Here is a 12,131-nt window from a genome sequence, read left to right on the forward strand (position 1 = left end):
AGGTCAAGGCCTTTGCACGTTCCCGCCTTTTCAGTGCTCGGCCAGCTCGTCGAGGATGGGGCAGTCGGGGCGCTGGTCGCCGTGGCAGCAATCGGCCAGGCGCTCCAGGGTGCGCTTCATGCTCGCCATTTCCTCGATGCGGCGGCGCAGGTCCGCGGCATGGGCCAGGGCGATGCGCTTCACGTCGGCGCTCGCGCGGCGCTTGTTCTGCCACAGCTTCAGCAGCTCGGCGATCTCGGCCATGCTGAAGCCCAGGTCGCGCGCGCGGCGGATGAAGCGCAGCGTGTGCACGTCCTTGTCGGTGTACTGGCGGTAGCCCGCGTCGGTGCGGCTGATGCGGGGCAGCAGCCCCAGCGACTCGTAGTGCCGCACCATCTTGGCCGAGACGCCGGAGCGTGCCGCCGCCTCGCCGATGTTGAAGGGTTCCCCGCCGGGGAGGGCCTGGTTCATTGCGCTTTCCTTTTTCGCCTCCACAGGATCGAAGGCAAGGGCGAAGCATCGACCCTACCATGATGGGAAGGTCAAGCCCGGCGCTCAGGGGCGCATGATCTGGCTGCGGGTGACCGGCGGCGCGTCGTTGCCCCACGAGCCGCGGATGTAGCTCAGCACGGCCGCGATGCCGTCGTCGTCGAGCACATGGCCGAAGGGCGGCATGCCGTAGGGCCTCGGGTTGCCGGCGGTAGACGGCAGGAAGCCGCCGTGGCGCAGTATCTGCACCAGGTTGACCGCCGAGTCCATGGTGACCACGCGGCTGCCCGCCAGGGCCGGATAGGCGCCCTCTGCACCCTGGCCGGCGTCGCCATGGCAGTAGGCGCATTGCTGGTCGTAGATCTTCGCGCCGCGCGCCATCACGCCGGCATCGCGGCGCACCGGCGATGCGGAAGCGGGTGCGTCCACCGCCTCGGCCTCGGGCAGCTGCTTGAGGAACACCGCCATCGCGTTCAGGTCCGCCTCGCCGAGGTACTGGGTGCTGCGGTAGACCACGTCGGCCATCGGGCCCATGACCGAGCCGCGCGGCGAGGTGCCGTTCTTGAGCAGCGCGACCACGTGCTGCGTGTCCCAGTCGGCGACGCCGGCCTCGCGCTTCGAGTTGAGCGAAGGCGCATACCAGTTCTCGATCGGGATCAGCCCGCCGGACAGGCCCAGCTTCTCTTCGGTGGCCCCCAGCACGTTGCGCGTGCCGTGGCATGCGATGCAATGGCCCAGGCCCTCGACCAGGTAGGCGCCGCGGTTCCACTCGGCGGGCTTGGCCGGATCGGCAACGAAGCTGCCGGGCGTGAAGAAGAGCGCGCGCCACACCGCGAGCGCGGCCTGCGTATCGTAGGGAAAGCGCAGCTTGTGGGCGGCGTTGGGTGTCGGGGCCGGCGGCACGGTGCGCAGGTAGGCGTAGATCGCGTCCGAATCCTCGCGCGTCACGCGCGTGAAGCTCGGATAGGGAAAGGCGGGGTACAGCAGGCGCCCGTCCATCGAGCGCCCGTTGTGCAGGGCGCGCCAGAAATGCGCGGCGCTCCAGCGGCCGATGCCGGCCTCGTCGTGCGGCGTGAGGTTGCCGGCGAAGACCGTGCCGAAAGGCGTCTCGATGCCGAGGCCGCCGGCATAGGGTGCGCCGCCGCGCACGGTGTGGCAGCCGGCGCAGTTGCCGGCCAGCGCGAGATAGCGGCCGCGTTCGACCTGGGCCGGGGTGGAATCGAAAGCGGCCGGCATCGCGGGGAGCGGATCTTCGCCGCGCAGGTTGAGGGCCACGAGCGCGAGTGCGGCCAGCACCAGCAGCACGGCGAGGGCGAGCAGGGCGTAGAGGGTGCGTCGCATTGCCTCAGTTCCCCATGGCGCTGCAGGGCATCGGCAGCGGTCCGGGCGGCGCGGCTACGGGCTTGGGGTCGGCCGGTACCGGCTGCAGGGCAAGCCAGCTCGCGACCGCGTTGATGTCTTGCGCGTTCAGCTTGCGTCCGACCTCCGCCATGCAGTCCGGTGGCAGGGCATGCCGGCCGTTGTTGAGCCAGTCGCCGAGCTGCGAGGCGAGGTACAGGCGCGGCAGGCCGAGCAGCGAAGGGATGGCGGGCGCGATGCCGGTCAGCGCCTGGCCATGGCATTGCGCACAGGCCGGGATGCCGCGCGCCGCGTCGCCCTCGAACGCCAGGGCCTTGCCGCGCGCGAGGCTCTGCTCGGAAGCGTCGCTGCGGGTGGACACGGGTGGATAGGGCAGGTCGAGCCCCGCGAAGTACTGCGAGATCTCGCGCAGGTACGCATCGGAGAGGTGCCGCACCATGTGCACCATGTCGCTGTTGAAGCGGCGCCCGTCGCGGAAGCTCAGCAGCTGGTTGTAGAGATAGCCCTCGGGCTTGCCGGCCAGCCGCGGGAAGTAGCCGGCGTTGGTGCTGGCGCCCTCGCGCCCATGGCAGGCGATGCAGGCGGCGACGCGCTGCTCGATGGTGTCGGGCACGCGCGCGGGGGCGGGAGAAGCGGCATGGGCCGGCGGGATCAGTCCCGTCAGGCCGACCGCGGCGAGCAACACGCCGCGCCAGGGGGATCGGATCTTCTTCATGGTGCGAGCGCGATTGTCGCCGCACGCTAAAGTGCCCCGCATGCGCATGCGATTCACGCGGATGATCGGCTGGCAGCGGCTGCTGTTCGGCGCGGCGGTGGGGCTCGCCGTCGGCCTCCTGCCTTGGCATTTCGGCGGCGTGGCCCGCGGCCTCCTCGGCTGGTGCTGTGGCGCGGCGGCCTACCTGCTGCCCGCCTGGTGGCTGGCCGAGACCTCGGACGCCCAGGGCACGCGAGCGCGCGCGCAGTCGCTGGACCAGCCCAGCGGGCTGATCCTGGCCGTCATGGTGGCGGGGGTCTGCGCGAGCGTGGTGGCAATCGCGCTGTTGCTCAAGCAGGTCGGGCAGATGGGCGAGACTGAGCGGATCGGGCACATCACGCTCGGGCTGCTGGCCCTCGCAGGCTCATGGCTGATGATCCATACGATCTACGGCTTTCACTACGCGCACCGGTACTACCAGGCGGAGCAGGGTGGCGAACCGGGCCTGGACTTCCCGGGCAAGCTCGACCCGGACTACTTCGACTTCCTGTACTACGCGTTTGTGATCGGCATGACTTCCCAGGTCTCGGACGTGCAGGTGCGCTCGCGCGAGATGCGCCGCATCACGCTCGTGCACAGCGTGCTGTCCTTCGCCTTCAACATGCTGGTGCTGGCCTTGTCGATCAATGTGGTGGCCGGCGCCATCTAGGCTGTTGCTTCGCGCTGCATTGCGACAAGTGCGCGCAGCCCCGCCAGGTACGAGTGCGGGCCCAGGCCCTGGATCGTGCCCTTGACCGCCGGCGAGATGATCGAATGCGCTCGCCAGGTCTCCCGCGCGGCGATGTTCGACATGTGCACCTCGAGCACGGGGAAGGGCATGGCCTTGATGGCGTCGTGCAGCGGCACGCCGTGCTGCGTGAGGCCGGCAGGATTGACCAGCGCACCGGATGCGAGGTCGATGTTCCGGTGCAGGAAATCGATCAGCTCGCCTTCGTGGTTCGACTGGATCGTCTCCAGTTCGATGCCGAGCTCTGCAGCGAGCTCGGCCAGCCGGCCATCGATCTCGGCCAGGGTCGTCGTGCCGTAGATATGGGGTTCGCGGCGGCCGAACAAGTTCAGGTTGGGGCCGTGCAGGACAAGGATCTTCATGGTGTTCGACCCGCTCAGGGTGCCGATTTACGGATGCGTGCGAGCTCTTCGTTGTAGAGCTTGACAATGCCGGGGTCATAGCTGGCGGCGAAGCGTTCGACCACCGGCTTGGCGATCTGCCGCATGCGAGCCTGCTCGGCAGCGGCGAGCTCGTTGAACTGGATGCCCTTGGCCTGCAGCTCGCCCACCGACTTCTGCGCGGCAGCCCGGCTGACCTGGCGCTGGTAGGTGCGCGCCTCGTCGGCGGCCTCGCGCATCATCTTCTGCTCGGCCGGGCTCAGCGTGTCCCAGAACTTCTTGCTGACGAGCACGATATTGGCGGCATACACGTGGTTCGTGGCGCTCAGGAACTTCTGCACCTCGAAGAACTTGTTGGACAGGATCACCGAATACGGGTTCTCCTGGCCGTCCACCGCCTTCGCCTCGAGCGCGCCGTACAGCTCGGCGAAGGGCATCGGCACCGGGTTGGCCTTGAAGGCCTTGAAGGTGTCGAGGAACACGGGGTTCGGGATGACGCGGATCTTCAGCCCCTCCAGGTCTTCAGGCTTGGTGATGGGGCGCTTGCTGTTGGTGACGTTGCGGAAACCCAGGTCCCAGTAGCCCAGCGCGACGAGGCCCTTGTCGGGCAGCCTGGCGATCAGCGCCTGCCCGAGCGGACCGTCGAGCAGCGCGTCGGCCTGTGCGAAGGAACTCACCGAGAACGGGAAGTCCACCACGCCGAACTCCTTGACGATGCCGGCCAGCGACGTGGTCGCGGGCGCCGACATCTGCTGCACGCCCCCTTGCAGGGCCGACTGCTGCTGCATCTCGTTGCCAAGTTGCGACGCCGGGAACTCCTGCACCTTCAGCTTGCCGCCGCTCTTTGCCGCGAGCAGCTCGGCGAAGCGCTTGACGCCGAAGCTCACGGGGTGGTCCGCGTTGTTGAGATGGCCGAAGCGGATGACGCGTTCCTGCGCATCCTGGGCTGCGGCGGCCTGCACCAGTGCGAGCGTGATGCCGGCCACGGCGAGCGTGCGAAGAAGGGATTTCAAGACGAACTCCAGCAGTAGGGAATGGGCGCACCGCTTGCGGGGCATCGATGCGAAGGCGGCGCGATCATAGGCTCCAGGTGGAAAAGGTTTCCACTAGTGAAAACACTTGGCATCGTTGGCGTTAAAGTTGCGGCGCGCGCAGCCCAGTGGTTGCGGCCAACCTGTTTTTTCACTGACATGACCGCCATCGTCGAACGCAGTTTCAAGGTCCTCGAGCACCTGGTCGCCCATCCCGAAGGCCGTGCCCTGTCGGCGCTGGCTGCCGATCTTGGCATGCCCCTGAGCGCGACACACCGCCTGCTGTCGGAACTGGTGCGCTGCGGATATGTACGGCAGGACCAGAGCCATGGGCGCTACACGCTCACGATCAAGCTGGTGTCGCTGGGCCTGAGCTTCCTCAGCAACAGCGGCGTGGTCGACGTGGCGCAGCCGCTGCTCGACCGCCTTGCAGTCGAGTCGGGCGAGCTGGTGCGATTGGCGGTGCTCGACGGCGACGCGCTCACCTTCGTGGCCAAGGCCCAGGGCGCCACGCGCGGGCTGCGCTACGACCCCGACATGGGCTTGTCGGTCAACCTGTCGTGCAGCTCCGCGGGCCATGCCTGGCTTTCCACCATGCCCGAGGAAGAGGCGCTGCAGATCGTCGCCAGGCAGGGCTTCGGTACCCCGAAGGAGTTCGGTCCGAAGGCCGTCACGTCGGTCAAGGCCTTGCTGGGCTATCTGCGTGCAGCGCGAAAACAAGGCTTTGCGACGATCAGCGAGGTCTTCGCCCCGGGAATGGCCGCGATGGCGGCGCCGGTTCGCCTCGGCGACGGCACGGTGATCGGCGTCGTCACGATTGCGGGGCCGCTGGTTCGCCTGACGCAGGAACGCATGCAGAGCCTGGCGCCCGCGTTGCTCGCCACGGCGGCAGACGTTGCCAATGCCAGCGGTGCTTCCGCGCTGTTGAAGAAGCGCGCCTAGTCCCTTGGTTCGGCGGACTGGCGCTATGGCTTGCCCGCGGCCGCAGTCCCGGCCGGCTGCCACCGCCCCAGCTTCACCAGCCCGGTCGACAAGGCCACGCCGCACACGATCACCACGGCGCACACCAGCATCCACTGCGTGATCTCTTCGCCGAGGAAGACGGCGCCGTAGAAGAGCGCGAACACCGGCACCAGGAAGGTCACGGTCAGCGCGCGCGCCGGGCCGGCACGCTCGATCAGGCGGAAGAACAGGATGTAGGCCAGCCCGGTGCAGGCCGTGCCCAGCACCACCAGCGCGAGCCAGGCCTTGAGGCTCGGCATCTGCGCCGGCCACAGCCACAGGGCCGGCAGTGCCAGGGCGAGCGTGGCGCCGATCTGGCTGCCGGCAGCCGTGGCGAGCGCCGGCACGCCCGAGAGATGCTTGCGCGTCAGGCTGGCCGAGAAGGCGTAGCAGATGCAGGCTGCGAGGCAGGCGGCGATGGCCCAGCGTGCCGCGGTTTCATCCGCCCCCGATTGCAGTCCCGCGCTGCGTCCGGCCAGCATGGCGACGCCCGCGAAGCCGATGACCAGGCCGAGCGTGCGCGAGCGATCGGGCCGCTCGCCGAAGAAGCCCCAGGCGACCAGCGCACCGAACATCGGCACCGTGGCATTGAGCACGGCACCGAGTCCACTGTTGATGGTGAGCAGCGCAAAGGAGAAGAAGGCAAAGGGCAGACCGGAGTTCAGCACGCCGATGCTCAGCGTCGGTTTCCAGTACTGCTTGAAGCTGGACCACTGGCCGCGCATGAACAACAACGGCAGCAGGAAGAGCATGGCGATCGAGACCCGCACCGCGGCCGTCGGCAGCGCGCCGAACTCCGCCGCGCCGATGCGCATGAACAGGAAGGAGGCGCCCCACAGCATGCCGAGCAGCACCAGGTCGACCAGCCAGCGCTTGCTGGCCGGGCGTGCAGGCGTGACCGGCGCAACGGGCGCAACAGGCGCGACCGGCTTGACTACCGCGCTCGCGGCCGTGCACTCGCCTTCGCTCACAAGGCACCTTCCAGTTCGAGCAGCGCGCTCTTGCGTTCGAGTCCGCCGGCGTAGCCGGTCAGCGAGCCGTTGGTGCCCAGCACGCGATGGCAGGGCACGATCACGCTGATCGGGTTGCGGCCCACCGCTGCGCCTACCGCGCGCACCGCGGCGGGATTGCCGAGGCCCGCGCTGAGCGCGCCGTAGCTCGTGGTGCGGCCCGCGGGAATGGCCAGCAGCGCCTGCCACACCGACTGCTGGAAGGCCGTGCCGTGCGAGAGATCGAGCGGCAGGTCGAAGTGCTGGCGGCGCCCGGCGAAGTAGTCGCCGAGCTGGGCCGCGGCTTCGCGCAGCACCGGATGGGTCGGGTTGTCCTGCCAGCCGCGCGTGTCTGGCCAGTGGCGCTGCTGCGCGAACCAGGCGCCGGCCAGGCCCGCATCGGTAGCGGCCAGCGTGACGGCGCCGAGCGGGGTTTCCATCGTGCAGCTGTGGAGGGTGGCGTTCTTGAATCTCATGATGTCGTCTCTCGATGTTGTATCTCTCGTCCGGGCATCCGGGCGTTGGGCATTCGGGTATTCAGGCGGCAACGCTTTCGAGGGCTGGCGGCGCCGCCGCGGTTTCGCCTGCGGCGGGCAGGGGACTGTGCCATGCGCGCAGCACCGCATAGCTGCGCCACGGCCGCCAGGCCTGCGAAGCCTCCGCCGCTGCGCGCGCGGAACTCACGCGCAGCGCTTTCTGCAGCGCGACGTCGCCGGCCGGGAAGGCATCGGGCCAGCGCAGCGCGCGCATGGCGATGTACTGCGCGGTCCAGTCGCCGATGCCTGGCAACCGTTGCAGGGCGGCGAGAGTGGCGGGCACGTCGGCGCCGGCATGCAGGGCGAGCCGTCCTTCCAGCACTTCCTTCGCGACCGCGATCAGGGCAGACTGCCGCTGCCGCACGATGCCCAGCCGGCCCAGCGCATCGCCGCTTGCGGCCGCGAGCGCCGCGGGGGTCGGGAACAGCCGATCGAGCCCTGCAACCGGCGTGGCGATGGGGTCGCCGAGCGCCTGCACCAGCCGCGTGCCCAGCGTGCGAGCCGCGGCGACGGTGATCTGCTGCCCCAGCACGGCGCGCACCGCGAGCTCGAAGCCGTCGACCGTGCCTGGCACGCGCAACCCGTCGCCTTGCGGGAAGCTGGCGTGCAGCGCGGCGTTGATGGCCATGGGCTCGGCGTCCAGGTCGAGCATTGCGCGCACTCGGCTGATCACCGTCGGCAGCACCGCGGCGAGCGAATCGCCGACCTGCAGCAGCAGTTGCTCGCGCTCGCCGTCGAAGCGCAGCTGCAGCCAGCCCGCATGCACGCGCTCGCCCTGCACCACGCGCAACGTGCGGGCCAGCTGCAGCGTGCCGCGCACGTCATCGATGGCCTCGACGCCGCCCAGCGCGCGACGCGCGAAGAAGCCCAGCATGGCCGCGACGTCGTAAGGCGGCCGATAGCCCAGCCGCACGCCGACCGAGCCGCCGCCGCGCTCGCCGGCCGCGGCGCCCGCCCGCCGCAGCGCGCTCGGGTTGAGCCCGTAATGCGACACGAAGGCCGCGTTGAAGCGGCGCACGCTGGCGAAGCCGCTGGCGAGCGCGACCTGCGTCATCGGCAGGCGCGTGTCCGCAATCAGCTGCTTGGCCGCGAGCAGGCGGCGCGTCTGCAGGTACTGCAGCGGGGAGACGCCGAACTGCGCCTCGAAGATGCGGCGCAGGTGCCGGTCGCTCACGCCCAGGCGCGCTGCGATGCGGGCGGCGCCGGGGCCGTCCTCTGCCCACGCATCGGGCTCGTCGATGAGGCGCGCGGCCTGCAGGGCAAGGATGCGCGATGCGTCTTCGGTGGACCAGCTCGCGGCCCGCGGCGCCAGTTCGGGCCGGCAGCGCAGGCAGGGGCGAAAGCCCGCGGCCTCCGCCTGCGCCGCATGCTGGAAGAAGCGGCAGTTCTCGCGCCGCGGCAGCTTGACGCGGCAGACCGGCCGGCAGTACACGCCGGTGGAGGTCACGCCGGTGAAGAAGGAGCCGTCGAAGCGCGCGTCATGGGCCTTCATGGCCAGGTAACAGGCGTCGCTTTCGAGTCCTGCGGCGAGGGTGGCGGTCGAAGGGGGCATGACTGGGATGATACGGAGCGCCACGCGCAGGAGTAGCCATTTCCGGACATCTGGCATCGAGAGCGCATGCCTACAATGGTCCTCATTTTTCGAACTCATCCAAAGGGAAGCCCATGCAGCTCAGCGCATCGATCTTCAAGGCCTATGACATTCGCGGCGTCGTGCCCACCACGCTCGACGCGGAGGTCGCCGAGGCGCTCGGCAAGGCCTTCGGCAGCGCGGCGCGCGCGGCCGGCGAGAAGGCGGTGGCGATCGGGCGCGACGGGCGCCTGTCGGGCCCGGCGCTGGCGGAGGCGCTGATTCGCGGGCTGATGGCCACCGGCATCGAAGTGATCGACGTCGGCGCGGTCACGACGCCGATGCTGTATTTCGCGGCCCATACGCTGGCCAACAGCGGCATCCAGGTGACCGGCAGCCACAACCCCAAGGACTACAACGGCTTCAAGATGGTGCTTGCCGGCCGCGCCATCTACGGCGAGGAGATCCAGGGCCTGCGCCGCGTGATGGAAGCCGACAGCGCCAAGCTCGCGCCCGGCGGCAGCGTGCGCAAGGCGGATGTCACCGAGGCCTACACGAAGCGCATCGTCGAGGACATCAAGCTCGCGCGGCCCATCAAGATCGTGGTCGATTCGGGCAACGGCATCGCGGGTGCATCGGCGCCCGCCATCCTGCGCGCCATCGGCTGCGAGGTGACCGAGCTCTACAGCGAGGTGGACGGCAATTTTCCCAACCACCACCCCGACCCGAGCAAGCCCGAGAACCTGAAGGACCTGATCGCGGCGCTGGCCGCAGGCGATGCCGAGCTGGGCCTGGCCTTCGACGGCGACGGCGACCGCCTGGGCATCGTCACCAAGGACGGCCAGAACATCTTTCCCGATCGCCAGATGATGCTGTTCGCGCAGGATGTGCTGTCGCGCGTGCCGGGCGGCACCATCGTCTACGACGTGAAATGCACGCAGCGCCTGGCGCCCGCGATCGAGGCCGCGGGCGGCAAGCCGCTGATCTTCAAGACGGGCCACTCGCTGATCAAGGCGAAGATGAAAGAGATCGACTCCCCGCTCGGCGGCGAGATGAGCGGCCACATCTTCTTCAAGGAACGCTGGTTCGGCTTCGACGACGGCACCTACGCCGGTTGCCGGCTGCTGGAAATCCTCAGCAAGACGCCCAACGCGAGCGACACCCTGAATGCACTGCCCACCAGCTTCTCGACGCCCGAGCTCAACGTGAAATGCGCCGAGGGCGAGCCGCACACGCTGGTCGAGCAGCTCGTGAAGACGGCGAAGTTCGATGCACCGGCCAAGGTGTCGACCATCGACGGCCTGCGGGTGGACTGGCCCGACGGCTTCGGCCTGATCCGCGCCTCCAACACCACACCGGTGCTGGTGCTGCGCTTCGAGGGGCAGACGCAGGCCGCGCTCGATCGCATCCAGCACGAGTTCCTCGCGCTGCTCAAGGGCGTGAAGCCCGGCGCGACCTTGGCCGAAGCCGCACACTGAAGCCGGATTCCTCTTGCTGAGCGTGCGTTCGCTGCTGCTGCGCCTCTACGGCGTCTTCACCACCCTCGCGCAACCGCTGGTGCGGCGCAAGCTGCGCCGCCGCGCCGTGGCAGAGCCCGGCTACGCCCACGCGGTCGAGGAGCGTTTCGGCCGGTATGACGAGGCCGCGGCCGGCACCGGCTGGTGCTGGGTCCATGCCGTCTCGCTGGGCGAGGCGCGCGCCGCCGGCATCCTGATCGCCGAGCTGCGGCGCCAGTACCCGGGCATCCCGATCCTGCTCACCCACGGCACCGCCACCGGCCGCGAGGAGGGCGCCAAGCTGCTGGAAGAAGGCGACCTGCAGGTCTGGCAGCCCTGGGACGCACCGGCCGCGGTGGCGAGTTTCCTGGACCGCTTCCAGCCGCGCATCGGCGTGCTGATGGAAACCGAGGTCTGGCCCGAACTCACCGCGGCCTGCGCGGAGCGCGGCATTCCGCTGGTGCTGGCCAATGCGCGCCTGAACGAGAACTCGCTGGCCGCGGCCGAGCGCCTCGGCTGGCTGGCGCGTCCCGCGTACTCGTCACTGGCCGCCGTCTGGGCCCAGACCGAGGCCGATTCGCACCGGCTGGTCTCGCTCGGCGCCAAGGTCGAGGGCGTGTACGGCAACCTCAAGTTCGACGCCACGCCCGATGCACGCCAGCTCGCGACCGCGTCGCGCCTGCGCGGACAGCTGCCGCGCCCGGTGGTCATGCTCGCGAGCTCGCGCGACGGCGAAGAGGCCCAGTTGCTGGACGTGCTCGAGCGCTTCGGCGCGCTCGCGCCGGTGCCGCCGGCGCAGGATGCGGTGCAGTCCATCGCCCGGCGGGTGCACGAGGTGCAGTGGATGATCGTGCCGCGCCACCCGCAGCGCTTCGACGAGGTCGCCGCGCTGATCGAGGCGCGTGGCTTCGCGGTGGCGCGGCGCAGCGCGGCCGGTGCGCCGGCCAAGTCGGAGATCTGGCTCGGCGACTCGCTGGGCGAGATGGCGCTCTACTACGGCTTGGCCGACGTGGCCCTGCTGGGGGGCAGCTTCGAGGCGCTGGGCGGCCAGAACCTGATCGAGGCGGCTGCCTGCGGTTGCCCGGTGATCATGGGGCCTTCCACCTACAACTTCGCCGAGGCCGCGGAGCTCTCGCTCGCGGCCGGCGCTTCGCTGCGTGTGAACGACATGGAACATGCGGTCCTGGCGGCGCTCGAGCTCGTCGAGCAGCAGGATCGCCGCGAAGCCATGGCCGAGGCGGCACAGGCCTTCGCCAATGCCAACCGGGGTGCAGCGCAGCGTACGGCAGCGGCAGTGCTGGCGATTGCAGAAGCCGCATCCGAGACCGCACCCGCGGCGCTGGAGGAGCGGGCCGAGCCCAGCCTCGAATAGGACGGCTCAGCCTGCGACGCAGGACTTCGCAGTGAAGGGCGCCGGGTCGCTGCCGAAGTACGCATTCGTGCAGCTCACCGTGCCTGTGACGGTCTTGGTGATCCAGCGCGTATCGGCCCCGTACTTGACCACCGTGGCCTTGGAGACCGTGAAGCTGCCGCCCTCCGGGGCGAGGACGGTGCCCGGTGCTGGCGCTGGTGCTGGAGCCGGAGCCGGAGCCGGCGCTGGAGCCGGAGCCGGAGCCGGAGCCGGAGCCGGGGCTGGAGCTGGAGCCGGGGCTGGCGCTGGAGCTGGAGCCGGGGCTGGCGCTGGAGCTGGAGCCGGGGCTGGCGCTGGCGCTGGAGCTGGAGCTGGAGCTGGCGCTGGAGCTGGAGCTGGAGCTGGAGCTGGAGCTGGAGCTGGAGCTGGAGCTGGAGCTGGAGCTGGAGCTGGAGCTGGAGCTGGAGC

General features: G+C 69.7%; 14 protein-coding genes. 5 read left to right on the top strand and 9 right to left on the bottom strand.

Features of this window, described 5'->3' with window-relative positions; genetic code table 11:
• Nucleotides 1-30 precede the first annotated feature (30 nt).
• The 3 genes from cueR to ACMGEZ_RS09630 form a co-directional block, all read right to left on the bottom strand.
• Nucleotides 31-450, bottom strand: coding sequence for a Cu(I)-responsive transcriptional regulator (cueR, locus tag ACMGEZ_RS09620; protein ID WP_436822040.1), 420 nt, complete (start codon nt 448-450; stop codon nt 31-33).
• Between the two features lie 84 nt (nt 451-534).
• Nucleotides 535-1,809: a c-type cytochrome gene (locus tag ACMGEZ_RS09625; RefSeq protein WP_436822041.1), complete on the bottom strand. Its 1,275-nt coding sequence runs from the start codon at nt 1,807-1,809 to the stop codon at nt 535-537.
• A gap of 4 nt (nt 1,810-1,813) precedes the next feature.
• On the bottom strand, nt 1,814-2,542 hold the full coding sequence (locus ACMGEZ_RS09630) for a c-type cytochrome (protein ID WP_436822042.1): 729 nt from the start codon (nt 2,540-2,542) through the stop codon (nt 1,814-1,816).
• A 40-nt stretch (nt 2,543-2,582) separates the two neighbouring features.
• Between ACMGEZ_RS09630 and ACMGEZ_RS09635 the strand changes: the two genes are divergently transcribed.
• Complete coding sequence (locus ACMGEZ_RS09635) at nt 2,583-3,230, top strand: DUF1345 domain-containing protein (RefSeq protein WP_436822043.1); 648 nt, start codon at nt 2,583-2,585, stop codon at nt 3,228-3,230.
• Here the strand turns inward: ACMGEZ_RS09635 and ACMGEZ_RS09640 are convergent.
• A complete protein-coding gene (locus ACMGEZ_RS09640; RefSeq protein ID WP_436822044.1) occupies nt 3,227-3,670 on the bottom strand; it encodes a type II 3-dehydroquinate dehydratase in 444 nt (147 codons plus the stop codon). The two genes, ACMGEZ_RS09635 and ACMGEZ_RS09640, sit on opposite strands and share 4 nt — an antisense overlap.
• Before the next feature lie 14 nt (nt 3,671-3,684).
• The gene (locus ACMGEZ_RS09645) at nt 3,685-4,701 is read right to left on the bottom strand and encodes a TRAP transporter substrate-binding protein (protein WP_436822045.1); all 1,017 of its coding nucleotides are present in this window, start codon (nt 4,699-4,701) and stop codon (nt 3,685-3,687) included.
• A gap of 177 nt (nt 4,702-4,878) precedes the next feature.
• Between ACMGEZ_RS09645 and ACMGEZ_RS09650 the strand changes: the two genes are divergently transcribed.
• Nucleotides 4,879-5,661, top strand: coding sequence for an IclR family transcriptional regulator (locus ACMGEZ_RS09650; protein ID WP_436822046.1), 783 nt, complete (start codon nt 4,879-4,881; stop codon nt 5,659-5,661).
• 23 nt (nt 5,662-5,684) lie between these two features.
• Here ACMGEZ_RS09650 and ACMGEZ_RS09655 read toward each other — a convergent pair whose 3' ends face one another.
• The 3 genes from ACMGEZ_RS09655 to ACMGEZ_RS09665 all read right to left on the bottom strand — a co-directional run bounded on the left by ACMGEZ_RS09655 (nt 5,685) and on the right by ACMGEZ_RS09665 (nt 8,798).
• Nucleotides 5,685-6,587, bottom strand: coding sequence for a DMT family transporter (locus ACMGEZ_RS09655; protein ID WP_436822188.1), 903 nt, complete (start codon nt 6,585-6,587; stop codon nt 5,685-5,687).
• Between the two features lie 101 nt (nt 6,588-6,688).
• A complete protein-coding gene (locus ACMGEZ_RS09660) occupies nt 6,689-7,186 on the bottom strand; it encodes a methylated-DNA--[protein]-cysteine S-methyltransferase (protein ID WP_436822047.1) in 498 nt (165 codons plus the stop codon).
• 61 nt (nt 7,187-7,247) lie between these two features.
• A complete protein-coding gene (locus ACMGEZ_RS09665; RefSeq protein WP_436822048.1) occupies nt 7,248-8,798 on the bottom strand; it encodes a DNA-3-methyladenine glycosylase 2 family protein in 1,551 nt (516 codons plus the stop codon).
• Between the two features lie 113 nt (nt 8,799-8,911).
• On the opposite strand from ACMGEZ_RS09665, the gene ACMGEZ_RS09670 reads away from it, so the two are divergent.
• Nucleotides 8,912-10,294, top strand: a complete 1,383-nt coding sequence (locus ACMGEZ_RS09670) for a phosphomannomutase/phosphoglucomutase (protein ID WP_436822049.1) — start codon at nt 8,912-8,914, stop codon at nt 10,292-10,294.
• Between the two features lie 22 nt (nt 10,295-10,316).
• On the top strand, nt 10,317-11,684 hold the full coding sequence (locus ACMGEZ_RS09675) for a 3-deoxy-D-manno-octulosonic acid transferase (RefSeq protein ID WP_436822189.1): 1,368 nt from the start codon (nt 10,317-10,319) through the stop codon (nt 11,682-11,684).
• 6 nt (nt 11,685-11,690) lie between these two features.
• On the opposite strand, the gene ACMGEZ_RS09680 is transcribed toward ACMGEZ_RS09675, so the two are convergent.
• On the bottom strand, nt 11,691-11,816 hold the full coding sequence (locus tag ACMGEZ_RS09680) for a hypothetical protein (protein WP_436822050.1): 126 nt from the start codon (nt 11,814-11,816) through the stop codon (nt 11,691-11,693).
• A 53-nt stretch (nt 11,817-11,869) separates the two neighbouring features.
• Between ACMGEZ_RS09680 and ACMGEZ_RS09685 the strand changes: the two genes are divergently transcribed.
• Nucleotides 11,870-12,131 (top strand): hypothetical protein (locus tag ACMGEZ_RS09685; protein WP_436822051.1); only part of this gene is annotated, 262 nt, incomplete at its 3' end.

The sequence above is a fragment of the Variovorax stachyos genome, assembly GCF_051400855.1.
Lineage (GTDB): Bacteria > Pseudomonadota > Gammaproteobacteria > Burkholderiales > Burkholderiaceae_C > Variovorax.

Excerpts from the sequence above, each read along its gene's own strand:
- ACMGEZ_RS09670 (WP_436822049.1), top strand. The coding sequence starts at position 8,912 with ATGCAGCTCAGCGCATCGATCTTCAAGGCCTATGACATTCGCGGCGTC.
- cueR (WP_436822040.1), bottom strand. The coding sequence starts at position 450 with ATGAACCAGGCCCTCCCCGGCGGGGAACCCTTCAACATCGGCGAGGCG.
- ACMGEZ_RS09625 (WP_436822041.1), bottom strand. The coding sequence starts at position 1,809 with ATGCGACGCACCCTCTACGCCCTGCTCGCCCTCGCCGTGCTGCTGGTG.
- ACMGEZ_RS09630 (WP_436822042.1), bottom strand. The coding sequence starts at position 2,542 with ATGAAGAAGATCCGATCCCCCTGGCGCGGCGTGTTGCTCGCCGCGGTC.
- ACMGEZ_RS09660 (WP_436822047.1), bottom strand. The coding sequence starts at position 7,186 with ATGAGATTCAAGAACGCCACCCTCCACAGCTGCACGATGGAAACCCCG.
- ACMGEZ_RS09640 (WP_436822044.1), bottom strand. The coding sequence starts at position 3,670 with ATGAAGATCCTTGTCCTGCACGGCCCCAACCTGAACTTGTTCGGCCGC.
- ACMGEZ_RS09665 (WP_436822048.1), bottom strand. The coding sequence starts at position 8,798 with ATGCCCCCTTCGACCGCCACCCTCGCCGCAGGACTCGAAAGCGACGCC.
- ACMGEZ_RS09650 (WP_436822046.1), top strand. The coding sequence starts at position 4,879 with ATGACCGCCATCGTCGAACGCAGTTTCAAGGTCCTCGAGCACCTGGTC.
- ACMGEZ_RS09635 (WP_436822043.1), top strand. The coding sequence starts at position 2,583 with ATGCGCATGCGATTCACGCGGATGATCGGCTGGCAGCGGCTGCTGTTC.